The sequence below is a fragment of the Roseivirga pacifica genome (assembly GCF_900111145.1).
GTDB classification, from domain to species: domain Bacteria; phylum Bacteroidota; class Bacteroidia; order Cytophagales; family Cyclobacteriaceae; genus Roseivirga; species Roseivirga pacifica.
On record NZ_FOIR01000002.1, the window covers coordinates 454743 to 481331 of the forward strand.

Consider the following 26589-nt stretch of genomic DNA (forward strand, 5'->3'; position numbering starts at 1 on the left):
TGCTTTTGCAAGATTTCAAGCCGTTATTTTATAATCTCATCGATAAGGATTTTAGAATGACAAATCGTAAATCTAAAGTCCTATATCATGCATTTCTAAACTCTAACTTGGCCTGTACCAAATACATAGTACTTATTCGTCACCAACTGCTTAAGTCCTAGCGGACCTCTATGGTGAAGCTTATCTGTACTAATTGCAAGCTCGGCTCCAACACCCATTTGACCACCATCAGTAAATCTGGTAGACGCATTATGGTACACTGCACCACTATCTACCTGTTCCATAAAGCCAATGGCTTTGGTAAGATCGTTCGTCATAATACCCGAAGAGTGACCTCCTGAGTACTGATTGATCTTGTCGATTGCTTCATCTTCATTTTCAACCAAGCCAATGCAAGCTTTAAGTGCTAGAAACTCCTCATACCAAGTCGATTCTTCTGGAATCAATGGCTCATTTTTAAGCGTTTCTTGCACTTGCTCATCAACCAAAAGGCTTACATTAAACTTGTGCAGTGACTTCTGCAAATGAACCAGTTTTTTCTCCAATTCAGGAATATGCTTATCAATAAGTATTTTATCTAAAGCATTGCAAGCTGATATTTTATCTGTCTTAGCATTAAGTATTACTTTAATACTTTCATCCCAATCGGCTGTACGGTCAACATAGATGAAATTGTTTCCTCTACCGCTCACCAATACCGGGCATTCAGCGTGTTCTTTTACAAATGCAATTAGGCGCTCACCACCTCTCGGTACAATTAAGTCGATTTTTTGTGGCGGATTTTTTAAGAACTCCTGGGTTTGGGTACGGTTTAGTTTGAGCAGCTGTACCCAATCCACAGGGAGTTCATTTTCCTTCAGGGCCTGATGCCAAATATCGACCAACACCTCGTTGGAACGAATGGCTTCTTTCCCCCCTTTTAGTAAAATTTTATTGTTCGCTTTAAAGGCCAAAACTGCTGCTTCTACAGTAACATCAGGTCTTGATTCATAAATAATCATGATGGTACCGAATGGTGCAGTTTTATTGATAATGTTTAACCCATTATCCCTGTTCACTTCAGAAATAACCTGCCCAACGGGATCTTCCTGCTCCATTACTTCCCTTACGGAATTGATCATGCCATCTACCTTTTTATCATCGGCCACCAAGCGATCGTACATCGCCTGATCCTCCTTGGTAAAGGCTTCCAAGTCCTCTTTGTTTGCAGCAATAATCTCGGCTTTGCGTTCACCCAAAAGCCTGATTACACTCTTTAAAACGTTATTTTTTATATCTGTTGATAGTAATTTCATTTCCTAGTGTTCTATTATGATACAAATTTTGTTCCTACGGTTTTTCCGTCCACAATGTCGAGAATCACGTTATCGCGTTTACCATTAGCTATATAAACCGTGATGTCTTTGGCGGCAGTATCTTGCGCCACTTTTACTTTCGACCCCATTCCGCCACGGCCTTCGCCATCGGCTTTACCACTCTCGCGAATAAACTGGCTGATTTCATCATCAACGCTTACTTCGCGAATAATTCGGGTGTCATCATCATCTGGATGACCATTATAGAAACCGTGTGTATCGGTTAGAATTATCAGCATGTCGGCACCGATCAATTCGGCCACTAAACTGGCCAGCTCATCATTATCGGTAAACATGGTATTCGAAACTGATGTGGCGTCATCTTCATTGGCAATCGGAATAATTCCTTCGGCCAACAGACCCTCATAACAGTTGATCATATTTTCTCTCCACACCCCTGGATTAAAATCACGCTTAGTGGCTAGCACTTGGGCGCATTTCATACCGTAGTCGTGGAATGTTTCATAGTAAGTTCTCATCATTCTAGGTTGCCCCACAGAGGAGAAAACCTGTCGCCTGATGGCTTTGTCTGTGATATCACAGTTTCCTAATACTTCTTTTCCGGCAATCACCGACCCTGATGATATAAGGACAGAAAGTATGTCTTGTTCGTACAATTCGGCAATTTGCCTTACAATGTTGTGGATGATTGGACGAACAATTCTGTTATCCTTGTTTGTGAGTACATTAGTACCCACCTTAATCACTACTCTTTTCTTATCTGATTTTACCAAAACTTATTTTTCAAGTTCAACTTCTTCTTCAGGCTTACCTAGCTCTATAGCCCTGTTAAAGGCAGCGTAGGCAGCTTCTCTAATTAGGTTGTGTACATTGTTATCATCGAAAGAATCCAATGCCGCTTGGGTAGTTCCACCCTTTGAGGCCACGCGCTTCATCCATCCTTTTGGGCTCAATTTATTCTTGTTGAATAATTCGATAGCCCCTTCAAAAGTCTGGCTTACAAGCACTTTAGAGTCGTTATCTGAAAAGCCCATGTTTCTGGCCGCTTCCATCATAGACTCCATAAAATAGAATACATATGCAGGCCCACTACCAGAAATACCTGTAGAGGCATCAATAAACTTTTCAGAATCTACACGCACAGATTTACCTGTACTATTCAATAGATCTTCCACCATCCAAAGCTCAATTCTTGAGATTTCTGGCGCTGCCAAATAAGAGGTCATTCCCTTACCTACTTGTGCTGGTAAGTTTGGCATAGCACGCACTACTTTCTGAATACCAAGCCCTGCTTGAATGGTCTCGATGGTAACACCAGCCATAATGGATATTGCCAATTGCTGGTCGTTCATCATTGGCTTCATTTCTTCCATCAAGGCATCATTGTGGTAAGGTTTTACCGCAATAAAAATGATGTCGGAAATTGGCAAACACTCTTCCAGGTCATCGTAAACCTCGTAGTTCGGATTGTTCTTTTCTCTTAATTTTTCAACTACTTCGGTCGACTTATCATATATCATTAAGTCTTCCTTGTCTAAGTAGCCGGACTGACCAATAGATGCCCCATACGTTAGGCCCATATTGCCCGCCCCAATTACTAATACTTTCATTTCTGATTAATTATTTATGGTTTGATTAAATACAATAGCATAGCAATCCAGCACCGACCTTATGTCGTGTGGAGTGTTACGTTAATTGAAGGGAATTAATATTGAATAGAGCGGTTGGCCTGTAAAAGGCACTTGGGATGTGACTTGAAACAATTTGCTTCGGGTAATACATTACTTAAGCTGCTCATACTACAAAGAACAGGATAATGAGCGTTTGGTTCAATAAATCTGAACTTTTCTCCTGAAAACGTTTGAAAAGACAGAAAACCGACCTCATTTTTCAGGAATTTCATTCAAATCGAATCACTTTTTAAGTTAAAACAGAGTCAAATCCCGTTTTTCTAGCTTACATAATCAAAAATGGAAATCTCGGTATTCATACTAAATGTATTAAAGAAAGACTCCGCTTAATCTCTTTACAGCCATTCGTACATCAGTTAATTATTGTAGATTGAATAAGAGGTTTCGAACCCTTTTTGTAATTATGTGTTTATACATACAAATAATACAACAATGACAAAATCAATCATAAAAATAGAACAACTACAATTTCCCTGGCAAACACAAGATCCTTTCCTTTTCTGTGCTTTTCACAATGATAGCTACCCAAAAGGCAATGGCAAACTTGGCCCAGATGCCTCGCTTAGTGGCCGAGCAATTGGCAGCGATTTTAGCGGAAAAGATGGCTGGAGCATGTACCATGGGCAATCGGTACCCGGTTTTCCCGCCCACCCACATGCTGGCTTTGAAACAATTACTATAGCCGAAAAAGGCCTAGTAGATCATTCCGATTCGCTTGGAGCAGCAGGCCGTTTTGGAAATGGCGATGTACAATGGATGACAGCAGGTGGCGGTGTTCAGCACAGTGAAATGTTTCCGCTGCTGAAAGACGATGAGGAAAACCCTTTATTGTTATTTCAAATTTGGTTGAACCTACCAAAAGCCAGCAAACATGTACCTGCTTACTTTGGCATGTTGTGGAATGAAGACATCCCAGTACATGAACACACGGATGCAAGCGGTAGTAAAACAAAAGTAAAAGTAGTTGCAGGAACCCTTGGAGAAATTACGCGCCTCGCCCCTGCTCCCGATTCTTTTGCGGCTAACGCACAGAATGAAATAGCAGTATTAATGATTGATATGGAGCCCAATGCTGAGTGGACCTTACCAGTCGCTTCTTCCGGTGCAAACCGATCATTATATATGTATGAAGGAAGTTCGATCACAATTGACGGTGAACGCATGAACAACATGCAGGTGGCAAGTTTACACGCAAATGAAGCTACTGTGCTAAAAAATGGCGACCAACCAGCAAGAATGCTTTTACTGCAAGGCAAGCCAATTGGTGAGCCGGTGGCCAAGTATGGCCCGTTTGTAATGAACTCTCAAGCGGAGATACAACAGCTGATCATGAACTTTCAGCGTACAGAATTTGGTGGCTGGCCTTGGCCAAGCCATTCACATACGCACGATCCAAAAAGCGGACGTTTTGCATTGCATGCCGATGGCCGCAAAGAAATAAAAGACCAAACTGAAGCATAAAACACTAGAAATATGAAAATCAAACTAACCTTTTTATTCCTGTTTTTGGGCGGCATATTAACCGCGCAAGAGCTGACAGAACCCGACATTATCAGTACCAACAAAGGAGAGCTAAAAATTCAACCCGTTACACATGGCTCTTTGGTACTTGAGTGGGATGGAAAAACCATCTACGTTGACCCGTATGGAGGTGCAAACCTTTATGAAGGCTTAAACGCCCCAGATTACATTTTAATCACCGACATTCATGGAGACCACCTGAACCCTGCAACACTTAATGAGGTTGTAACGAGTAATGCAAAGATCTATGTTCCTCAGGCCGTTTATGATCAAATGCCCGAAGACCTTAAATCTCAGGCAAATGTGGTATCGAATGGAGCCAGTAGAAAGGTGGATGGTTTTACAATTACAGCTATTCCTATGTACAACTTACCCGAAAGCGAAGATGCTTTTCACACCAAAGGGCGTGGAAATGGTTATGTACTCGGCCTTGGAGGTAAAAAGATATACATTTCAGGAGATACTGAAGATATTCCTGAAATGCGAAGACTGAAGAACATCGATGTTGCCTTTGTATGCATGAATCTTCCTTATACCATGACGGTTGACGCAGCTGCAGATGCCGTTTTAGCCTTTAAACCCAAAACGGTATACCCTTACCACTACAGAGGAACAGAAGGTCTTAGCGATGTAAATAAGTTCAAAAGCACTGTAAACGAAGGCAACAAATCCATTGATGTAAAACTTAAAAATTGGTACCCCGGCAACTAAACCAAAAGGCATTTTGATTGTCAATAAAACCAAGGGTTCGGAAAACATTATTTCGAACCCTTTTTCATGAATTAAACCATTCAAGAGGGTAAATATTCAACCCTTTTTACCCGAAAACACGAACTTTAAGCACACTTGAATTTTCCCCACACATTATTTCACTTTTGTGCTAAATCTAAAGACACAAGCTTTATATAAAGTATAACCATTTATAAGAATTATTCTTCTATTACTTACAATCCTTTAATAATATGCTGAATGAGTTTGAAAGTAATTGGAGTTGGAGGACCGCGAACTGGTACTGCCTCGCTTAAAATGGCGCTGGAGCAACTGGGCTTCGGCAAGTGCTATCACATGGAGTGGGTTTTTAATCACACAGAAGATGTAGCTTATTGGAAAGAATTATATGAAACAGGCACCACAGACTTCGAAAGGTTATTCGATGGTTTTCAAAGCACTGTAGACTTCCCTGGCTACCTTAATTATCAAGCTTTTCTTAAACAATACCCTGAGGCTAAGTTTATACTTTCGGAACGTGACCCTGAGGCATGGTATGAAAGTGCACTAAACACGGTTTTTAGCGTAACGCCACAAACTTTTGGGCAAAAACTTGGCATGATGAAGAAAATGCTGTTTTCTAAGAAGTTCCGAGATATGTCGAAGGCATTTTTATTGGTTGAAAAGTATTTATGGAAAGGGCTATACGAGGGACGCTTTAAAGATAAAGCCTTTGCATTAAACCGCTACCAAGGCACCAACGAAGACATTATTAAGACAATTCCTGCTTCACAACTGTTAAGGTTTAACCCCGCTGATGGCTGGGAACCATTGTGCGAGTTTTTGGGAGTTGCAGTACCAAATGAGCCCTTCCCTTATAAGAATAAGAGGAAGGACTTTAAAGAACAACTAAATAAAATGCTTAATACTGGTGAAGCGCTTGTGCTGAAATAGTTGACTTGCTCGAGGTTGCGATTTCCTTGCCCTGACCATCGTCATAAAGGTTGTAACGCTGGCCTCGATAAACCAAATCGAACTGAGCCCAAGCTTGTTCTCCAGTTCCTTTTGCGTCTTTGAAGTAGATTTCTGCTTCAAAGACTACCTCATTTTTAGGGTATGTAATTTCAATTAACTTAGCATGAGCCGGCTCATCTGAAAGCCGAATATTGCCAGAGGTAATTAATCTATTGCCATTTGCGAGTACATCCACATCACTTGTAATTGGAGAAAACATTTCTAATCCTCTTTCCTTTCCATATTGCCAAACCTGCTGAATAGTCCTTTTTTCATCGTCAATTTTGTACTCAACAGCTCTTGAATAGGTAGGCTTTTCAGCAAAATCTCTAGACATGCCATTATCGAATATCAGTAAGTTGCCGTTGGGTAAAATATTCATGGAGTGCTGTCCAGTATTCCAACTAAAATCATCGGTGCTTTCAATACCAAACTGAACATTCTCTGGCAAAGGCTTCCCCTCACTATCCAGTGCTGTAAGTAAAAACGGTTCGGTAGGATTTCCCTGTCCGGTTCTTCCGGCCCTTCCCCACCGGGCGTGAGGTGCCATAATCCACTTAAGCGATTTATCCGCACCCATTTTCACCACCCCTTGGCTACGGCCAGAAGCAATGATAGAACCATCCTTTGGATCTTTAGCAATACCATTTAGGTGAAACCAATCTGCCATAAAATCGAGGCTATAACCAGGATTAAAAACTATTCTATCAATATCTAAGTACTCTCCTATGTCCCAATAGTTCACAGGTTGGTTGGCTGCTAGATCCCACTCCAAAACATGGTCGAACCTAGTAACTACTCGCCTACCATCAGCCCTAACTACATCTGCTCCCTTGCGAGTCCCTCCCATTAGCAAATTGCCGTTGTCGGCCTCCATTACGTGGTGGTTGCCCGCAAAACTGGTCATTTGCTTTTTGCTAACCTGCCTTCCTAGGTCGTCTAACTCGTAAATATCATCCCAATCTAAATAGAGCCAATTGCCACGCTTATTTCTAAGTGCGCTGTAGGTTATCTGGCCTGTGCTGCTCATATCCATGTACCATCGAACTGCTCCATTATCATCGAACATCATGGTATATGAATGAAATTTACCATTGTTTGCGACCAGCATCTCAATTAAATGCAGTCCCTCTTCCATCTTGTTTTTTTCAAGCTTGGTAATATTTATACTTGGTAAAAAATCAGGAAGTGGTGCAGTTTGTATTGAAAAGTCTTTGGTAACAGATGCACCAGCCTCTGTTGTTAGCGTTAGCTTAACACTATTGAGTTTGTTTGGGTACAAACCTAAAATGGGGACACTATGGATTGTATTGTAGGTGTCAAAGGTCTTGGATATAGATATATCGCCCGCTATCTCCAAACTCACAGCCACAGGCTCGGTGGTGGTAAATGAAGTTAAGGCACCTAACGGAGACCTTTCATATGGGTTCAGCGTAAGCGCTAAGTCGCCTTTAACTAGCTCATCGAATGTTTTGGGAGCGGTACCGCAGCCAGACAACACAAGCAGAACAGCAAAAAAAGCACCAACCTGCTGCAGCCCCTTCACAGACCAATTAATGTGTGTTTTCATTACCTCAATCATCGTTTAAAGAATATCGATTCAACCAACTAAATATTTAATAGTTGGTCACTTAACAGACACCTCTGTTTAGCGCTACCCTTAGATGCCTTCACTCCCTTTTGGTTTACTGAACCATGCGGTTCTTATGTCAGTGGAGAGACAGAAACATTACCGACCAAACACCCATTAATAATCAATGAATTACAAGCCGTTATCAGCACATTTATTTACATGAATGGAGTGTGATAAATTCAAAAAATATTAAAAAATTATGGAGATATATTTAAACTATAATGCTCATATAGCTACTACATGCTCAAAGACTTAATTTACTTTGATACCTCTTTAAACAACCTATAAATCAACACAGCCGCTCTTTTCGACTGCTTTGGTAATGCTCTGAGGTCACCGGTTTCGTTAATCGTGTGATCGTCTTTTCCACTCATTCCCATGCCGTCTATGCCCATTTTAATGTACTCCGATGTGAAGGAGATATCGGCAGCTCCGGCATCTGCAGGATTAACAGGGCCTACTTCGCCATAACCCAAATCTTGACTCACTTTACTAAACTGACGCATAAGATCGTAATTGGCATCTTTTGGAGCGAATGGAGGGTAACCTTCGCTAAATTCTATCGTGGCTGAAGTCTTTGGAAGGTTTCTTGCTACAATGGCTTTCATTACCTTTTGTGCGTTCGTCAACTGCTCTGGAGATATACAGCGAATGTCGCCTGTTACGGTTACATCTTTAGAAACTACATTGTCTTTGCCATAAGCCGAACCACCGTTCTCGTTTTCATTATAGGTTACGGTAGTTCCTCCCAAAATCATTCCTGGGTTAAAAGTCAAAAACTCCTCTTTCGATAATTCTTCATAGAATTGATAAAGTATTCTAGATGCTTCGTAAATGGCACCAGCACCAACCTCGGGCTTAAACACCTGTGACGAATGCGCTGCGTTACCGGTTACTGTCAACTTCCAGCCAGAAGAACTTCTGCGCGCTACATTTACTGTAGCTGGGTTACCATCGCCATTCTCAAAGCCTAAGGCAATATCTGCCCACTTGGCGGCTTCCACCAACTCTGCTTTAGAGGCAGAAAGCGGGCTTCCACTTAGCTCCTCATCTCCAGTCATAATCACACCGATATTCATATCCTTTAGCAAGCCTTGGGCATGCAATGCCGAGAGCGCCTGTAAAATAATCACGTCCCCACCCTTCATATCGGCAATACCCGGACCAGCAACCGTATGATCATCAATCTGTCGCCATTCCTGATTTGGACTGTCTGGTTCAAAAACAGTATCCAAATGACCTATCATTAAAATCTTAGGGCCTTTTCCTCCTTCGATTTTCGCCATTAGGTGTCCGGCACGATTAAATTCACTACCCTCTTCCCAAATCACGTCCATTCCCAATGCTTCAAACTTTGGAGCCAGTACATCGGCCACAGCCTTTACTCCTTCAAAGTTCATTGTGCCACTGTTTATGTTCACAATTTGCTTTAAGAGCGCTAAGGCATCATTATTATTAGCATCTACCCATTCCGCAAGTTTTTTCTCGGTTCTATCTAACTGAGCAAAAGCAAATGGTGAGGTAAAAACAAACAGGGTAACTAGTAGGAATAATCGGTTTTTCATAGTCAGTAATTTGCTCAATGATACACAAGTATTTGCTTTGGGCAAACCCCAAAAAACAGAAAAGGTAGCCAAACCTGACTACCTTTCAATCTATCTTAATTGCTTTTCAATTACTTGGCCATCCAAATGGTTTGTTTGGCAGCATCGCCTACTGTAACCACAAGCCTTGTTGGGCCAGGCACAAGGGCAATGTACACTTCTTGGTCAGGAAATTTATCCGACTCAATCGGAATACCTTCACGGTATTCAATATCGTATCCCGGTCTGCCTTGGTTATCTTTTTGCTTTCTCACATAGTGCTTAGCAATATATGCAGTTGGCAAAAGCACATCATTATCTGGGCACAAATTGTCATAAGCCTCGGCAATAGCATCTTCCAACTCATCACCAAAGTCTTCCATCAATTGGTCTTCTAGGTCATGCAGCTCTTCTTCCACATCGTCATACTGCTCATCGCTATAATCCATGCTGTCCAATTTGGTTACTAGCTCTGCAATTTTTGCGAAATCCTCGTTTAACTTGTCTACGTCCATAAATTCTTCTTTGAAGCCCTGATTTGACTTACTTTTATAAAATTCGAGCCACAAATTAGGCCACTTCGATTTAAAAAGACAAGCATATTGAAGATAAGCCTCTGTTAAGCGTTGGAATAATTCTTAATAGCTTAAATACACACAGAAATATTTCCAGCTTCTGAACAGACGCTTATTTTTGTGAATTATTCACGCCCAGCAAACGGTTTGAATTAACTTAGTATAAACTTACCAACTTATAATAATCGACACCTCTTATGATTGATCAGCAAATTCAGGAAAAAGTAGACCTATGGTTGAATAGTGCCATAGATGAAGAAAGCAAAGCTGCAATTAAAAACATGTCTGAAGATGAATTGGCAGACGCTTTTTACAAAGACTTGGAATTTGGAACAGGCGGCCTTAGAGGTGTTATGGGCGTTGGCTCTAACCGTATGAACAAATATACGGTAGGCATGGCCACGCAAGGCCTAGCCAATTATCTTAAAAAGACTTTTACTGGCGAAGCGATAAGCGTTGCCATAGCTCACGATAGCCGTAACAATAGCCGCTTTTTCGCTGAAACCACGGCTGCCGTATTCTCGGCAAACGGCATTAAAGTGTACCTTTTTGAAGCATTAAGACCAACCCCAGAACTATCTTATGCCATTCGCCAACTAGGCTGTAAGAGTGGCGTGGTACTTACAGCTTCTCACAACCCAAAAGAATACAATGGCTACAAAGCTTACTGGGACGATGGTGCGCAGGTAATCGCTCCTCACGACAAAAACATCATTACTGAAGTACAGGCAATCTCTGGTGTTGAGGCGATCAATTTTAAGCAAAACGATGACTTGATCGAGCCTATTGGCAGAGCAATTGATGAAAAGTATATTCAAGAGATTCTAAACCTCACATTGGCACAAGATGCCGTTGATGCCCAAAGCGACCTTAAAATTGTCTTCTCTCCTATTCATGGTACTTCTATTACCCTTGTGCCAGAAGTATTGGACAGAAAAGGCTTTAAAAATGTAACGGTTGTTGAAGAGCAGGCCGAACCAAACGGCAACTTCCCAACGGTGGTTTATCCTAACCCAGAGGAGAAAGAAGCCATGACCATGGCACTTAATAAAGCCAAAGAAATTGATGCCGACTTGATTATGGCAACCGATCCGGATGCCGACCGTGTAGGTATTGCTGCTAAAAACAAGCATGGCGAGTTTGAACTATTGAATGGAAACCAAGCAGCCACACTTCTTATCTACTTCTTACTTAAAAAGTGGGAAGAAAACGGCAAACTCACTGGTAAACAAATGATTGTAAAAACCATTGTAACCAGTGACATTTTAGATAAAATGGCCGAAAGCTTTGGTGTAGACTGCCCAAGTACTTTAACTGGCTTTAAATTTATAGCGGCACACATTAAGGCTACCGAAGGTGAGAAAGAGTTTATTGGTGGTGGCGAAGAAAGCTACGGTTATATGATCAGCGATTTTGTTCGCGATAAGGACGCCATTGCCTCGTGCGCCATGTTAGCCGAAATGACAGCCTGGGCTAAGAACCAAGGCCTTTCTGTGTTCGATCTACTGGCAGAAATTTATGCGCAGTACGGTTTCTTCTTGGAAAAACTTATTTCTATTACCAAAAAAGGGATGCAAGGAGCCCAAGAAATTCAGGATATGATGGCTGGATTTAGAGCCGATCCTCCTAAAACCATAACTGGCAGCCCAGTAACCCATCTTTACGATTACAACAGCTCTGAAAGTACAGACTTAACCAGCGGCACAAAAAGTAAAATAAACCTTCCTAAATCGAACGTACTGCAGTTTGTTACGGCCGATGGATCGAAAATTTCTGCTAGACCGTCTGGTACAGAACCGAAAATCAAGTTTTACATTAGCGTCAATTCAAGACTCTCCTCTAAAGCTGACTACGATAATGTAAAAGCTTCGTTAGAAGCTAAGATTGATGCAATACAACAAGATTTGAAGTTATGAGTTTGTCTACAGAAGGACTATCAGAGTTATTCAAAAGAGATTTAACCCGACTTTTAGACGAGGTTAAGGCTTACAAGAAAGAAGAAAACCTTTGGAAAATAGAAGGTGAAATTGCTAATACGGGAGGTAACCTCTGTCTCCACCTATGCGGTAACCTGAGGCACTTTGTGGCTGCCGTATTAGGCAACTCAGGCTATATTAGAAGAAGAGACGATGAGTTCAACCTAAAAGATATAAAACGTTCAGAGCTAGTTGATGAAGTAAAAACAACCCGAAAGGTGGTGCTCGAAACATTGGCAGAACTTACTCCGGAGCAACTTCAAGAGACTTACCCTATAAATGTGTTTGGCTCGGAAATGTCTACGGAGTATTTCCTGATTCATCTTTACGGGCATCTGAATTATCACCTAGGCCAAATTAATTACCACAGAAGACTACTCGATCAATAATGAGTGAATTCCTAACGGACTATTCCTTACAACCTTACAACACTTTTGGTTTAGATGTAAAGGCAAAATCTTTTGCCAGATTCAAAAGTTTAGAAACTTTAAAAGAAGGCCTTCAACTAGCTAAAAATCAGCCGATTTTAATACTTGGAGGTGGTAGCAACTTGCTATTCACCAAAGACTATGATGGCCTGGTGTTAAAGAATGAGTTGAAAGGAATAGACGTTATTCAAGAAGACGCAGAGCACTTTTATGTAGAAGCGCAGGCTGGTGAAAACTGGCACCAGTTTGTAATGCATTGTATTGCGAATAACTGGGCTGGCGTGGAAAATCTATCGCTTATTCCAGGCACTGTGGGCGCTGCCCCTATGCAAAATATTGGTGCTTATGGTGTGGAGATTATTCAGGTTTTCGATCACTTAAAGGCCATGGAAATTGCTACAGGTGAAATCCATACTTTCAATAAAGAAGATTGTCAATTCGGCTATAGAGAAAGTGTTTTCAAAAAGTCGCTCAAAGGCAAATATGTGATTACTTCTGGTTGCTTTAAATTAAAAAAGACACCGGATTTTAATACTTCATACGGAGCAATTGCACAAACATTGGAGGACATGGGCGTTACAGAATTGAGCATAAAAGCGGTTAGCGATGCGGTCATTCACATTCGTCAGACTAAACTCCCCGACCCTAAGGAAATTGGCAATTCTGGAAGCTTTTTTAAAAACCCAGAAGTTGACAAAATTGACTTCGAAGGTTTAAGAGCCGAGTTCCCTAGTATTCCAGGCTATCCACTACCAGATAACAAGGTTAAAATTCCGGCCGCCTGGTTAATCGATCAAGACGGATGGAAAGGCAAGACTTTTGGGCAAATTGGCGTGCATAAGAACCAACCTTTGGTGCTGGTAAATTATGGTGGAGGCAAGGGTGCCGACATTAAAGCACTGGCTTTTAAGATTCAAGCCTCGGTAGCTACCAAATTTGGCATTGAGCTTACACCAGAAGTGAATATTGTTTAATAAGGCCTCAGAACTTCGTACATTTCGAGGTTCAAAAACTACTCCATGTCAAAAAGAACTCCTGCCTTAGGTTTTATCTTCATTACCGTTTTAATCGACATTATAGGTTTGGGTATCGTAATCCCAATATTTCCAGACCTATTTAAAGAGCTCGGTGGCCTCACTTATGGCGAAGCTGCTCGTGTAGGTGGCCGACTGGTTACAGTATATGCCGTAATGCAATTCATCTTCTCACCTATTCTTGGTGGCTTGAGCGATAAATACGGCAGAAGACCCGTAATCCTTATTTCGTTAATAGGCTTGAGCATTGACTATATGTTCTTGGCCCTTGCTCCTACCATCTCCCTGTTGTTTTTAGGTAGAATAATTGCTGGTATTTGTGGCGCCAGTTTCACCACCGCTTCTGCTTACATTGCTGATGTAAGCCCGCCAGAAAAACGAGCAAAGAACTTTGGTTTACTAGGTGCGGCATTTGCCTTGGGCTTTATCATTGGTCCGGCCATAGGAGGTTTGCTGGGTGAATTTGGTTTGCGCGTGCCTTTCTTTGTAGCCGGTGGTTTAACATTGGTCAACTTTCTGTACGGATTGTTTGTGCTCCCAGAGTCACTTTCTAAACATGAAAGGAGACCATTTAGCTGGAAGCGCGCCAACCCGATTGGCTCACTGAGCCAACTCAAAAGAAACCCTATTATTTTAGGCTTGGCTACGGCATTCTTCTTCATTTACATTGCGGGGCATTCGGTGCAAACCAACTGGTCTTACTTTGGTGCCGAAGTGTTCGATTGGGAGCCAAAAGACATTGGCGTATCATTAGCGGTTGTTGGGGTAATGGTAGCAGCAGTTCAAGGAGGACTTATTGGTGTAGCTACAAAAAAACTAGGCGTTAAAAAAACAGCATATTTAGGGCTTTTCTTCAATATGCTGGGCTTGATACTCTTCTCAATAACCAAAGAAGTTTGGATGCTTTACACTTTTTTAGCGGTCTACGTATTGGGCGGTTTGGCCACACCAACCATTCAAGGCATTATGTCATCACAATTGCCAAATAACGAACAAGGAGAGCTGCAAGGAGGACTAACGAGTCTAATGAGTTTGGCCGCGATCTTTGGTCCGATCATTATGACCGAAACCTTCTTTTACTTTACTGAGGGGGGCGGAAGCACCGAGCATTACTTCCCTGGTGCCGCTTTTGCACTTGGCGCAGTTTTCTCAGCTATTTGCTTCTTTTTGGTGTTTAGGGTATTGCAGAAAACGGATAACAGCTCGTTACCGAATCCAGAAAAGGACAAAACAGTTGTGGCTGAACCAACTACAGAATAACTTGTTTAGCATAATGTTCTGATTTTCTTAACTAAACGAACACCTTATATTTAATACTTAAAAACTAGCCAATTGAGTAAAATTTATCTTCATATCGCCAACGAAACAAATGAGTTAAAAGCAGTAGTACTGGGAATAGGTACCGATCAGGGTAAGCCTTACGACATTAACCCGGTGGCTAAAATGCACAAAGAAGAAGGCACCTACCCAACCGAAGATGATGTAATTGCAGAAATTGCTACTGTTGAAGCAGCACTTAAAGCTGAAGGTGTAACTGTATTTAGGCCAAAGAACATGCCTAATCAAAAGCAGATTTTTACGCGAGACATAGGCTTTGTAATTGACGACAAGTTTGTGGTGGCCAATATGAAAGAACCTGTGCGCAAGGCGGAAATTGAAGGCATTCAGCATGTGCTCGATCAGCTTGACCCAGATTCTATTATTGAAGTGCCCGAAGGTGCAACTATTGAAGGTGGTGACGTTTTAGTACACCAAGACCATGTGTTTGTCGGAATTAGCAAAAGGACAAACCAAGCTGGTTTCGAATTCTTAAAAGCTACATTTCTCGATAAACAAGTTATTGGACTGAATGTAGTGGTAAGCGATGACCCTAAGAAAAACATTCTGCACTTAGACTGCGCCTTTCAGCCAGTAGGCGACAAATACGCTATTATTTATGAAGATGGTTTTCAGGACAAACCTCAATCTATTTACGACCTTTTTGGAGAGGAAAACCTTATAAAGGTTAACCAACAGCAAATGAATCGCATGTTCCCAAATGTATTTTCTGTGAGCCCTAAAAAAGTATTGGTAGAAGAAGGCTTCACCACACTTATAGATGCGCTTGAAAGTCGCAATATCCAATGCATAAAAGTAAAATATGCCGAAACCTCTAAACTGAGCGGCCTTCTACGTTGCTCTACTTTACCTTTAATTAGAGCATAGTCAACACGAATCAAAAGCACATAAAAAAGCCCATTTCACTAGAAACGGGCTTTTTACTTAGGTTAGTTGATAGTTATTTATCTTTTCTTTCTTTAATGATAATGGCATCAACAGACTTTTGCTTTACCAGTTGATTAAATGCTGGCAAGTCATTCTCCATAATACCTTTTAGCGTGGCTAACTCTGCATCTACTTGCTTGGTTAGTTCTACTCTCACATCTTCCGACTGCTTGGTTGGTCTCCATTCGCCACTGCCTGCAACGCCCATAAGTGCCGCAAGTTTGTTGTTCAATCGAATTGGGAAGTTCAAAGGATCTTGACCTGACTGATTCTTAGTCTGATACAAGGCTTCTTCTACTGCCGTCATTTTTTCCATTAACGCCTTTCCTTCTTCTACCACTTCGGCATAACGCTCATCATCCTTGATTTTCGCAAGTAAATCATCCATTTGCGTTCTCGCCTCTCGAACATCCTTAATCGCCTGATGCGCCTCTGTTACTTTGTCTCTTACTTTGATCAAGAAATCATACTGTGCTTGAATATCAGCATCAGTTGATGGGTAACGAGGGTCTTTAATCAAGTTGAAAGAAGTTTCAAGCTCTTGCTCTCCTAGCTTTAGCTTAGCCGAATAAGTTCCCGTTGGTGCAACCGGACCTGGGCCACGCAAAGAAGCAGACCACATGATCAAACCATCAAAGCCTTCAGCATTTTCTGCTCTCATATCCCAGTTGAAAGAATTCAAGCCTTTAGTTGGCTTAATTGGGTACGATTTGAATAGTTCGCCATTCTTATCGTAAATCTCGATAGTGGCCTTTGTTCCTTTGGCTGGTGCTTCTTTCATGAAGTAGTAAATCACTGGGCCAGCTGGTTTATTCTTACCGTAAAGCAAGTCGGCACTACCGCCTCCACCGCCTCTGCCCCAACGGCCACCACCACCGCCTAAGCGGTAAGCATCCATTGGCTTGAACACGTAAGCATCGCTGCTAGTCACTTCGTCAGAAAGCTGATGAAGAATCGTCAAATCATCAATCATCCAGAAACTTCTACCTTGCGTAGCTGCAATCAGGTTGTTCTCTTTAATGGTCAAATCTGTAACCGGAACAACTGGTAGGTTCATTTGGAAAGGTTTCCAGCTCGCACCGTCATCAAATGAGATGAACATTCCACGCTCAGTACCTGCGTAAAGCAAGCCTTCTCTTTCAGGGTCGGCTCTTACTACACGCGTAAAATACGTATCAGGAATTCCGGTAGTGATCTTTGTCCAAGTTTTACCGTAGTCTTTTGTTTTGAACAAGTACGGCTGATAGTCGCCCAATTTGTACTGCGTACCAGCAATGTATGCACCACCTGGCGTAAACGGATCAGCATCAATACTGTTAATCATTAAATACTTAGGGAAGCTCTCTGGCGTAACATTCTCCCAATTATCACCACCATCTTTAGTTACGTGAATCAATCCATCATCAGAACCAGCCCAAATCAAATCTTTCTCGTAAGGTGATTCTGTAGCTGCGAACACCGTGGCATAATACTCAACAGACGTATCGTCATAAGTAATAGGCCCACCAGATTTACCTAGTTTGTCTGGCTCAGCGCGTGTCAAATCTGGGCTAATTACTTCCCAAGACTGACCTTCGTTGGTTGAAACATGCACATGATTAGATGTGGTATATAGTTTATTCGCATCATGTGGAGAGAAGAAAATTGGGAAGTTCCACTGAAAACGGTACTTATAATCTTCTGCACCATGCCCCATTGGGTTATCTGGCCATGCATTTACATTTCGGCTAATACCTTTGTCATGGTCAACTCGTGTAAGCAAACCACCATAGCTACCACCATAAACAATATCTGGATTATTAGGATCTGGAGCTAAGTGTGCAGATTCCCCTCCTGCGGTAGACTCCCACTCACCTTCAGTAATGGCAAAACCAAAAGATCTGTGGTTGATTCTTACCGTAGAGTTATCCTGCTGAGCACCATAAATTCTGTAAGGGAAAGCATTGTCTGTGGTAACACGATAGAACTGTGCTGTAGGCTGGTTCATCATAGTAGACCATGAGTCGCCACCATCGTAAGATACCTGAGCACCGCCATCATCGGCAATTACCAATCTCTGGTTGTCTTCTGGCGCAATCCACAAATCGTGGTGGTCACCATGAGGGGCATTTCTTCTGTCGAATGTTTTTCCACCATCGTAAGATGTGTGGTATCCAACATTCATAACATATACTTTATTCTCGTCTTGGGTATCGGCATAAATTCTAGAGTAGTACCAAGCTCTCTGACGAAGCGAACGATCAGAGTTCACATAACTCCAAGTTCTTCCTCCGTTGTTCGATCGGTAAACACCACCTTCATTAGCCTCTATAATTGCATAAACTACATCTGGGTTAGCCTCAGAAATAGAAACACCAATAATACCAATCGGGCCTTCAGGCAGGCCTTGGTTACTCATAATATTTGTCCATGTTTCACCACCATCGGTAGACTTCCACATGGCTGAACCTTCTCCACCTGAAGTTAGGCTGTATGGCGTTCTTCTTACCCTCCAAGTACTGGCAAACATGGTGTTCGGGTTACTAGGGTCTAAAGTAACATCAACAGCACCAGCATCAGCATTGGCGAAAAGGACTTTTTTCCAAGTGTTACCACCATCGGTCGTTTTATAAACACCTCTCGTCTCGCTCGACTTAAACAGGTCTCCCATTACGGCTGCCCAAGCAACATCAGGGTTTTCTGGGTGAATTTTGATTCTACCTACGTGCATGGCGTCATTCAAACCAATGTTTTTCCAGGTTTCGCCACCATCAGTAGATTTCCACATGCCTTCAAAACCTGATGAAACGTTACCACGCACGGTTTGCTCACCTTGGCCAACGTAGATTACGTCTGGGTTAGATCGGCTAACGGATACCGCTCCAATAGAGCCGCCAAAGTAGCCATCAGAAATGTTCTTCCATGTGGTACCACCATTTTCGGTTTTCCATACACCGCCACCTGTGGCGCCCATATAGAAAACGTCTGGATTGCCCACAACACCAGCAACTGTTCCCGATCTACCACCTCTAAATGGCCCGACTAATCGCCACTCTATATCATTGTAAACGGTGGCTTTTGGATCTGGAGCTGGTTGAGAAGGCGTATTATTCCTTCTATTTCTCCTTTGCGCTTCAGAATCGTTAAGGCCAAGCATTAATAGCAATGCCAAACACCCCACTACTCTCCAAAGCGAAGTTCTCTTAGTTATCATAGTTAAGTTTTTTGGTTTAAGGTTTGAATGCATCAAACCGAATGAAAAAATAAGAAGACTAGCCTTAACCCTGAAAAAGCGAAGTGCTTTTTACATGAATGGAATAAAAAAGGGAGCCTAAAGCTCCCTACCAATTTTTATTATACTAAAACTACTTAACAACCCTGTATATTCGGCTGTTGTTATATTCTGCCATAAATGACGCCTGATTGAGGAGTATGGAAAACTCTTGATCCGGTAACTCATCAGGAGATAGAATTCTAGTATCTATCAGTTCATCATTTTCGTCAAACACTTTAATGATCTTATCCAACGGGATTAACCATTCACTGTCCTCTGAATCAACAACATCATTGTAAGCCCTGTCTAAAACCGACTTATCAATTATTTGCTCATCCCCCAGTACTTCATCGGTATAATGGTAGTTAACCGAAGCACCAAATGCGATAATTGAGACTAAGACAACCATAAGTCCCAACACATATTCTTTATTCACTTTCATATTGTTAGGAGTTTGATTTATAACTTCAATTAATATACCGATTAAACAGATTTAAAGCAAATATTATTTTGGTTGAGCAGAAATAATCAAAATATACTTAAAAATGATTTTTGTGTAATCGATTTCTGTCCGTAGAATATTCTACTGTTGAAATAAAAAAAGGGGCATAAGCCCCTTTTCATGTTGATATTTTAACCTGATTAGTTTAACAATCTGTAAATAGACGTGTTTTCGTAAGAAGTAAGAAATTTTGCTCTGTTGTAAAGCATTTGAGTTTGCTCATCCTCAATAGTTTCGTTTCCTCTTAAAGAGATCATTTTTACCAGCTCATCTTGTGCATTGTAAATCTTAATTACCTGAGGCTGATCTAACTCAAAGTCGAAAGCTTCTTCTTTTACTACATCAGTATATGCTCGCGCTACTGCGGCATCAAATTCCACAGCAAGTGGACTATCCATTTCAGTTTCACCATACGAGTTCAAACCCGCTGTAAATGTGACGATTAAGGCAAGTGCACATGCGACTATCGCTGACACTTTTCTTGGCTTTTTAAAATCTTTTCCCATGACCGTAATGTTGTTTTTGAGTAAATGTTGTGTTTACGTTAACCAAATGTTACTTATTCAGAACAATATTTTGTTCGTTTGCTTTATTTGACGTCAAAGTTCGGAAAAGGTTTACTCTAGACCATAAAAAAAAGAGAATATTTTTCTCAAGTGGCACAAATAGTGGATGAACTGTAGAAAATGGGTGGTGAAAACCTGAAGTAATAAAAAAACCTCACTCCTGTATATAGAAGCGAGGCCCGCATGAATCTAAATATTTAAGGTATTTGCCTACTTTTCGTCTACTACCATTCTAATCTTATGGTATATCTCATTATTTTCATAAATACCTTGAAAGTTTTCAGCTCCAACACCTTTGGCAAAAACCGGTATTAGTTCGGCCGTATGTTGGTCGGTATCAAAATAAACTTCGGTTTGCGTTGGGTCTTCTTTCATTCTACCAGTTTTAGGATCTTTTGTCAGGTATTTCCCTAGGCTCACTCCGCCTGTTTCATGGTCTGCAGTGACCACCAAAAGTGTATTTGGATTCTTCTTTACAAAGTCCAGCACCAAGCCCAATGTTTTGTCCATTTCCTCTACTTCCGAAATCAGCATTTCCTTGTTGGTATCATGCCCTCCCCAATCGATATAGGACTCTTCGATCATCATAAAGAAGGGCGATTCATTATTGCTGAAATAGCTTAGGGCATTTGTAGTAGCCTCAGTTAGAAACTCTCCCCTACCTTCAATCTTGGCAGGCATACTTTCATCAGCCAATAAGAATATGTTCTTCTTATCGAACTCAGGGGTAGAAAGAGCAACAGTATCTAAATGATACCCTTTGCCCAAAAACGATTTGTAAAGATTCTTACCGTCAGACCTTTTACCAAAGAAGTTTCTTCCGCCACCGGCAACAAAATCGACATTCGCCTCTGACAGTTGAAATGCAATCTCCTCGTGCATGTCCCTATCAGTTACATGCGCATAGAAAGCCGCAGGTGTGGCATGGGTAATTGTAGTGAGGCTGATAAGGCCTGTTTTATAGCCTTTAGTTTGTAGGTACTCCAAAATTGTTTCTCTTGAAAGAGAGTCTGCACCAACGCCAATGGCTCGTTTATAGGTCTTTTCACCAGTAGAAAAAGCCGTGGCTCCTGCTGCCGAGTCGGTTACCTTGTGGGTAACATCAGCAGTTCTATGTAAACCAATGTGTTTGAATTCAGAGAAGTTAGACTGCTCATCGCCAAAATAATAGGCCGTAGAAACCTGTGGAACTCCCATGCCATCGCCAATAAGCAAAATAATGTTTGGTGCAGCAGCTTCTTGCCTCTCAGGCTTGGAATTATCCGTTTGTTGCTCTGCATTACAAGCAAACAAGCCAAATGCAGCCGTAGCTAACAATGCTTTGATATATGTATTTTTCATAAGTTTTTGTTTGGATAAACTGAAGGCGACCATAGGCCGCCTTCATTATCTGATTTTTCAAAACCTACTAATTAGTAGCCTTCATTTTGGATTAAATAACCTTCAACACTCGAAGCTCCATCAATGGCGCTTTGCGGAATTGGGAACAACCTGTGATGTACGTCTGTATCTGTTTTCTCAGTCCAGCTGTCTTCGTACTTACCAAATCTAATCTGATCACCCCTTCTAAAACCTTCCCAGTACAACTCAAAACCACGCTCACGGAAAAGTATATCCAAATCGATGCTAGCAAGTGCTGCAGGCGTTTGGCTAGGGCGTGCGGTTCTCGATGTTCTCACAGCGTTTACATCGGCAAGAGCTCCGGCATTGTCGCCATTTCTCAACTTAGCCTCTGCTCTCATTAGGTAAATCTCAGCCAGTCTCATCATTACCAAGTCTACACTACTGTAGTTGTTACCATTTGGCGAAGTATGGCTAAACTGGTACTTAGATGCTCTGTAGCCAGCTTTGTGCGCTCTACCCTCATTGGTAAAGTCCACCTGCATGGTGTGGTTTACATAATCCACATCCTTATCTGGGCCATTACCCTTGATTTGCTTTACAGGATAAATTCTAGTTCTACCGTCATCACAAGTCAAGAAAGCACCATCAGTACCCTTTCTTGGACCCCATGGCACACCGCGAAGCACACCTCTATCAATCTCAAACTCTTCTGCCGTAACACAGTAATAGTGATCTTCATCATTCAATGGAGAAAGTCCTGTTAGGTCTTGAAGGTCGGCAGGTACGTCTGCCTTGCGTTGGTAAAATCTGGCATCAGCCTCTGCCGGATCAACACTACCGTAAGCGTCAATCCATGTTTCGATAAAGTCGGAAGTGAAAGCAGGGCCATCTGTACCATCTGCACTCGGAAACTCAGGTCTTGGGAACATAGAGCCCGCAATTGACCAGTACGCCCAACGGCTGTGCTCTCTGTTTAAAACGCCACGCTGATCAAGTGCAAAAATCAACTCTTGATTACTGTTATTATCGTCATTGAACAGATCGAAGTATTCTGGTGAAAAACCGAATTTACCTGAGCTAATAATCGCATCGCAGTACTGAATCACCTTGTTCATTTCTTCGGTAGAAAAGCTAGGTGTACCGTATGGATCGCGGTAAACTGGTGCATTGAGGTACAATCTTGCTAAAAAGCCTTGTACAGCAGATTTTGTCAATCTACCCGGGCCTTTGTCATCATTGATCACATCAACTACTTCAAGTAACTCAGCCTCCATGTAATCTATCGCCTCTTGTCCTCTCAAAATTTCAGATTGCTGGCTAGAGTTCTCCTTTTTAAAGATCAAGCCCCAGCTATCAAGCATCAACATGTTCAAATAACCTCTCAAAGCTTTCATTTCGTAAAGGGCGCCAGCGGCTTCCTGATTGCCATCATTAGCCATTGGGGTTAATACCTCAATGGCTGTTAAAGCACGCGAAACGTTCTTTGTCAATTCATTCCAAGAACTACCCACCAAATCGTTACTTGGTGTGATTAAGTGCTGGTGCGTGGCCAAGAATTTACCACCGTCAAACCAGTCAGTTCCGCCACGATAAGGCAAAATGGCCTCATCAGCAGCAATTAGTTGCAAACCATAGTAGTTTGTATGTCTCCAGGTCCAAGAAACCTGCCCGTAGGCCGGTGCTATGGCACCACTAATGGCTTCGGCCTGCCCACTTCCTGTTAAAGATTCATCCAAAACCTCTTCTTCAAGATCGGTACAACCCCAATTCACAAGGTTGATCGCCAGAAGGAAAATAAGAATTCTGCTTTTCATGATGATATTTTTGATAGTAGTTAGAATGTTACGTTAAGGCCAAAAACAACCGTTCTTGGAGTTGGGTAAGTAAATCTGTCAACACCGAAAGTTTGTACGCCACCAAGTGAGCTACCAGTGTTTACCTCAGGGTTGTGGCCAGTGTAGTTGGTTATTACAAACAGGTTTTGACCTGTTACAGTAAATCGCACGTTGCGAATCCAGCTTAGTGCACCGCTTTCGTTCAACTTAAAGTTATAGCCCAAAGTGGCATTGTTTAAGCGAAGGAATGAACCGTCTTCTAGGTATCTAGTAGACACCTCGTTTGAGTTGGTAATCGACTCATTAGGGTATTCTGTAGCAAAATCGGTGGTATTGAAAGAAGAAGTAAGCCTTCCTTTATTAAAGATTGAAAGTGCCGTGTGATTGAAGATCTTGTTTCCTGAAACACCGTTGAAGTTGGTACCTAAATCGAAGTTTTTATACCTGAAGTTTAGGTGGAAACCATAAAGCATTTTTGGCAAAGCACTGCCTACTACACTTCTGTCATCATCCAAAATCTCTCCATCACCATTAATGTCCCTGAACTCATTCAGTCCGTCAGCGCCAATACCAATGAACTCCTTCATGTAGAAAGCCCCAATAGGCTCACCGTTGATGTAACCGTTAATAGTAGCACCCGTTTGCCCCGCTCCTTGTGCAGCACCAGTGGTTAAAACTGCGTATGGAGAGTTGGCTACTTCGTTTTTAATGCTAGAAACGTTACCGCCAATATTGAAGGAGAAGTCATTTGAAATTTCAGCCGCATAGTCCAAAGTCAATTCCACACCTGTATTTCTGATTTCCATTTCAGGAATATTCGTCCAGTAAGTAGCCGTTGGCTGAATTGGATCGGCAGGCACCACCTCTAACAAAATGTTCTCAGAAACCTTTCTAAACACGTCTAACGTACCAGTTAGCTTGTTCTCCATAAAGCCGAAGTCTAAACCGATGTTAGTTTGTGTTGACACCTCCCACTGAATATCAGGGTTGGCCAAACGTGTGTAAATAGTACCGTATGGGTAACCATCTAGTGTGGTAGCATCTGGGTCCAACGGATACGTATCGTTTTCTGATTTACTATCGGTATAGCTCGATTGCGTGATTTTTGAAGGAATCTCTTGGTTACCAGTTTGCCCCCAGCTCATACGAAGCTTAAGGTTGTTTAGGCTTGTGGTAGCCATAAAGTCTTCCTTAATAATATTCCAACCCAAAGCAACTGAAGGGAAATACCCGTACTTGTTGTTTTCACCAAACTTTGATGAACCATCGGCACGCATAGTAACCGTTGCCAAATACTTATCGCCATAGCTGTATTGTACCCTAGCTAGGAAAGACTGTAGCTCGTTTCTTACCGCGAAGGAAGAAAGTGTCGTTGGAAATTCTGCACTACTGATTTGATCCTGGTAGCGCGGCTCCACGCCATTATCAGCAAATCCTTCCATGCTTATGCTCTTTTGTGTAAGCAATGTTTTTTGGTAAGAATGCCCCGCCAAAACAGTAAAATCGTGCTTATCAACTCCGAACTTATAAGTCAGCGTATTTTCAACTAGCGTATTTTGGTTGGCCGTAGTAACCGTAGTTAGCGTACCGTTTTCATACCCTTCCAAAAGTGCATAAGGCATCCACTGAATATCTCTATCGGTTGCCGAATAATCCACACCCAAATCAAGCTTGTAAGTAAGGCCTTCAAGTATTTCAATTGAAGGTGAGATCTTAGCAATAATTCGGTTGTTGATAGCTTCGTCAGTGTACAGTTGGTTTCTCACCACCGGATTAAGCATATCGTCAATTCTGGTTGGCTCACCATTGGCATAAATCGGAAGTGTTGGATTTAACTGAAGCATATCCACCACCATTGCATTTGCGTCTGGTCTGTGGTTTTCCGTTCTAGTTCCGTTAATATTCAAGTCAACATTCAATCTGCCATCAATGGCCTTTTGGTTCAAATTGAGACGAGTAGAGTAAATTTTCAAGTCACTGTCATCCAAAATACCTTCTTGGTCATCAACCCCAACAGAACCATAGTAAGAGAACAGGCCTTGGTTAGCACCGCTCATTGAAAGGTTGATCTTGTTTGAAATGGCTGTTCTTGTAAGCTCATCCTGCCAGTCTGTATTTCCGCCAGCATCGTAAAGAGTACCACCTTCATTTACTACTTGCTGTCTGAATTCGTCAGCACTGAAAACATCTATCTTCTTGCTCATATTAGATATGGCAGTAGAGACATCTAGGTTTATTTGGTTTCCTTGGCTTGATGTACCTTTTTTAGTGGTGATTACAATTACTCCATTGGCACCTCTTGCACCGTAAATAGCCGCGGCAGAAGCATCCTTCAACACATCTATAGAAGCGATATCATTCGGATTAATAAAGTTTAATGGGTTTGATGCAACACCAGTTTGACTGTTATCCAACACAAAACCATCTACTACATAAAGTGGCGTTGTACCCGACCTTAAACTACCAATACCACGAATAATTACGTTCTGTGAAGCACCCGGCTCACCGCTAACCATTGAAACATTAACGCCTGCAACTTTACCTTGCAAAAGCTGGCCCGGGTTAGAAACCACCCCTTGGTTAAACTCACCTTCTTTTACCGATGAAATTGAACCGGTAACATCGGCACGTTTCTGAATACCGTAACCTACTACTACTACATCGTCAAGCTGATTGCTATCGAGTTGCATGTTGATAGTAAGTTGCGTTTGACCATTTACCGCAACCTCTTGCGTAACATAGCCAATGTATGAAACCACCAAAACGGCATCATCGCTCACATCAAGGTTAAACTTGCCGTCAGCATCGGTAATAGCGCCATTTGCAGTTCCTTTTTCTCTTACTGAAGCACCTGGTAGCGTTACGCCATCCTGATCTAGCACGGTACCCGTAATGGCAGTCGTTTTAATCTCCACAACAGGCTCTGCGGCTTGCTCTTCCAAACCAACAGATATGGTATTACTAATGCGCTTAAAAGACAAGTTTGCCTCTTTAGCCATTAGTTCAAGTACAGTTCTAAGCGAAATATCTTCATTCTTAATGCTGAATGAATTGTCCAGTTTTGACACCTTTCGGTCGTATACAAACTTAAAAGTAGTCTGAACTTCTATCTCCTTGATTACATCCACAATGGAAGCCTCTCTTAAGGAAAGATCTACGCTGTAGTTTTCCAGCTTTTGCCACGATGCAGCCATGGCCCAATACGGATTGATCAGGACCATAATCGCAACGCAACATAGCGTTCTAATTGACAGTTTTGTAAACTGTTTTTTGATGGTTGAATTCATAGTTAAACAGAAAGTTTGATTAGTTTTTGATTAGGTTTAAACACTTGATTGTCTATAG

20 protein-coding genes are annotated in these 26589 nt (G+C 41.8%); 8 read left to right on the forward strand and 12 right to left on the reverse strand.

The annotated features are described in order from the left end of the window. Nucleotides 1-95: 95 nt before the first annotated feature. Genes BMW98_RS10865 through proC form a run of 3 tightly spaced genes read right to left on the reverse strand, consistent with a single transcriptional unit; the run spans nucleotide 96 to nucleotide 2926 of the window. Nucleotides 96-1295: a glutamate-5-semialdehyde dehydrogenase gene (locus BMW98_RS10865; RefSeq protein ID WP_090258611.1), complete on the reverse strand. Its 1200-nt coding sequence runs from the start codon at nucleotides 1293-1295 to the stop codon at nucleotides 96-98. Nucleotides 1296-1309: 14 nt separating this feature from the next. Continuing rightward, complete coding sequence (proB, locus tag BMW98_RS10870) at nucleotides 1310-2089, reverse strand: glutamate 5-kinase (protein ID WP_090258612.1); 780 nt, start codon at nucleotides 2087-2089, stop codon at nucleotides 1310-1312. A 3-nt stretch (nucleotides 2090-2092) separates the two neighbouring features. Then, the gene (proC, locus tag BMW98_RS10875) at nucleotides 2093-2926 is read right to left on the reverse strand and encodes a pyrroline-5-carboxylate reductase (protein ID WP_090258613.1); all 834 of its coding nucleotides are present in this window, start codon (nucleotides 2924-2926) and stop codon (nucleotides 2093-2095) included. A gap of 513 nt (nucleotides 2927-3439) precedes the next feature. Between proC and BMW98_RS10880 the strand changes: the two genes are divergently transcribed. The 3 genes from BMW98_RS10880 (at nucleotide 3440) to BMW98_RS10890 (ending at nucleotide 6190) form a co-directional block, all read left to right on the forward strand. Further along, the gene (locus tag BMW98_RS10880) at nucleotides 3440-4468 is read left to right on the forward strand and encodes a pirin family protein (protein ID WP_090258614.1); all 1029 of its coding nucleotides are present in this window, start codon (nucleotides 3440-3442) and stop codon (nucleotides 4466-4468) included. Between the two features lie 12 nt (nucleotides 4469-4480). After that, nucleotides 4481-5239 carry an MBL fold metallo-hydrolase gene (locus tag BMW98_RS10885; RefSeq protein ID WP_090258615.1) on the forward strand — a complete coding sequence of 253 codons (759 nt, stop codon included), beginning with the start codon at nucleotides 4481-4483 and terminating at the stop codon, nucleotides 5237-5239. Between the two features lie 258 nt (nucleotides 5240-5497). After that, nucleotides 5498-6190, forward strand: coding sequence for a sulfotransferase family protein (locus BMW98_RS10890; protein ID WP_090258616.1), 693 nt, complete (start codon nucleotides 5498-5500; stop codon nucleotides 6188-6190). On the opposite strand, the gene BMW98_RS10895 is transcribed toward BMW98_RS10890, so the two are convergent. The 3 genes from BMW98_RS10895 to BMW98_RS10905 all read right to left on the reverse strand — a co-directional run bounded on the left by BMW98_RS10895 (nucleotide 6159) and on the right by BMW98_RS10905 (nucleotide 9981). Beyond that, nucleotides 6159-7820 carry an aryl-sulfate sulfotransferase gene (locus BMW98_RS10895; protein WP_162844743.1) on the reverse strand — a complete coding sequence of 554 codons (1662 nt, stop codon included), beginning with the start codon at nucleotides 7818-7820 and terminating at the stop codon, nucleotides 6159-6161. The two genes, BMW98_RS10890 and BMW98_RS10895, sit on opposite strands and share 32 nt — an antisense overlap. 320 nt (nucleotides 7821-8140) lie before the next feature. Then, nucleotides 8141-9448 (reverse strand): M20/M25/M40 family metallo-hydrolase, encoded by a 1308-nt coding sequence (locus BMW98_RS10900; RefSeq protein WP_090258618.1) that lies wholly within the window; start codon nucleotides 9446-9448, stop codon nucleotides 8141-8143. A 110-nt stretch (nucleotides 9449-9558) separates the two neighbouring features. Further along, a complete protein-coding gene (locus BMW98_RS10905; RefSeq protein ID WP_139177506.1) occupies nucleotides 9559-9981 on the reverse strand; it encodes a hypothetical protein in 423 nt (140 codons plus the stop codon). A 257-nt stretch (nucleotides 9982-10238) separates the two neighbouring features. Between BMW98_RS10905 and BMW98_RS10910 the strand changes: the two genes are divergently transcribed. The 5 genes from BMW98_RS10910 (at nucleotide 10239) to BMW98_RS10930 (ending at nucleotide 15684) form a co-directional block, all read left to right on the forward strand. Then, the gene (locus tag BMW98_RS10910; RefSeq protein ID WP_090258620.1) at nucleotides 10239-11957 is read left to right on the forward strand and encodes a phospho-sugar mutase; all 1719 of its coding nucleotides are present in this window, start codon (nucleotides 10239-10241) and stop codon (nucleotides 11955-11957) included. Beyond that, complete coding sequence (locus tag BMW98_RS10915) at nucleotides 11954-12406, forward strand: DinB family protein (protein ID WP_222843634.1); 453 nt, start codon at nucleotides 11954-11956, stop codon at nucleotides 12404-12406. The genes BMW98_RS10910 and BMW98_RS10915 overlap by 4 nt, the downstream gene beginning before the upstream one ends. Next, on the forward strand, nucleotides 12406-13419 hold the full coding sequence (murB, locus tag BMW98_RS10920; RefSeq protein ID WP_090258621.1) for a UDP-N-acetylmuramate dehydrogenase: 1014 nt from the start codon (nucleotides 12406-12408) through the stop codon (nucleotides 13417-13419). Before BMW98_RS10915 ends, murB begins: the two co-directional genes overlap by 1 nt. 45 nt (nucleotides 13420-13464) lie before the next feature. Further along, on the forward strand, nucleotides 13465-14739 hold the full coding sequence (locus BMW98_RS10925) for a TCR/Tet family MFS transporter (RefSeq protein ID WP_090258622.1): 1275 nt from the start codon (nucleotides 13465-13467) through the stop codon (nucleotides 14737-14739). A 72-nt stretch (nucleotides 14740-14811) separates the two neighbouring features. Continuing rightward, the gene (locus BMW98_RS10930) at nucleotides 14812-15684 is read left to right on the forward strand and encodes a dimethylarginine dimethylaminohydrolase family protein (RefSeq protein ID WP_090258623.1); all 873 of its coding nucleotides are present in this window, start codon (nucleotides 14812-14814) and stop codon (nucleotides 15682-15684) included. A 73-nt stretch (nucleotides 15685-15757) separates the two neighbouring features. On the opposite strand, the gene BMW98_RS10935 is transcribed toward BMW98_RS10930, so the two are convergent. From BMW98_RS10935 to BMW98_RS10960, 6 genes are all read right to left on the reverse strand, one after another. Continuing rightward, on the reverse strand, nucleotides 15758-18937 hold the full coding sequence (locus BMW98_RS10935; protein ID WP_245733566.1) for a WD40/YVTN/BNR-like repeat-containing protein: 3180 nt from the start codon (nucleotides 18935-18937) through the stop codon (nucleotides 15758-15760). Between the two features lie 151 nt (nucleotides 18938-19088). Continuing rightward, complete coding sequence (locus BMW98_RS10940) at nucleotides 19089-19439, reverse strand: hypothetical protein (RefSeq protein WP_090258624.1); 351 nt, start codon at nucleotides 19437-19439, stop codon at nucleotides 19089-19091. Between the two features lie 200 nt (nucleotides 19440-19639). Then, entirely contained in the window at nucleotides 19640-20005 is a 366-nt protein-coding gene (locus BMW98_RS10945) for a hypothetical protein (RefSeq protein WP_090258625.1), read from the reverse strand. 270 nt (nucleotides 20006-20275) lie between these two features. After that, a complete protein-coding gene (locus BMW98_RS10950; protein ID WP_090258626.1) occupies nucleotides 20276-21406 on the reverse strand; it encodes an alkaline phosphatase in 1131 nt (376 codons plus the stop codon). A 71-nt stretch (nucleotides 21407-21477) separates the two neighbouring features. Next, a complete protein-coding gene (locus BMW98_RS10955) occupies nucleotides 21478-23223 on the reverse strand; it encodes a RagB/SusD family nutrient uptake outer membrane protein (protein ID WP_090258627.1) in 1746 nt (581 codons plus the stop codon). A 20-nt stretch (nucleotides 23224-23243) separates the two neighbouring features. Next, entirely contained in the window at nucleotides 23244-26531 is a 3288-nt protein-coding gene (locus BMW98_RS10960) for a SusC/RagA family TonB-linked outer membrane protein (RefSeq protein WP_090258628.1), read from the reverse strand. Between the last annotated feature and the right edge of the window lie 58 nt (nucleotides 26532-26589).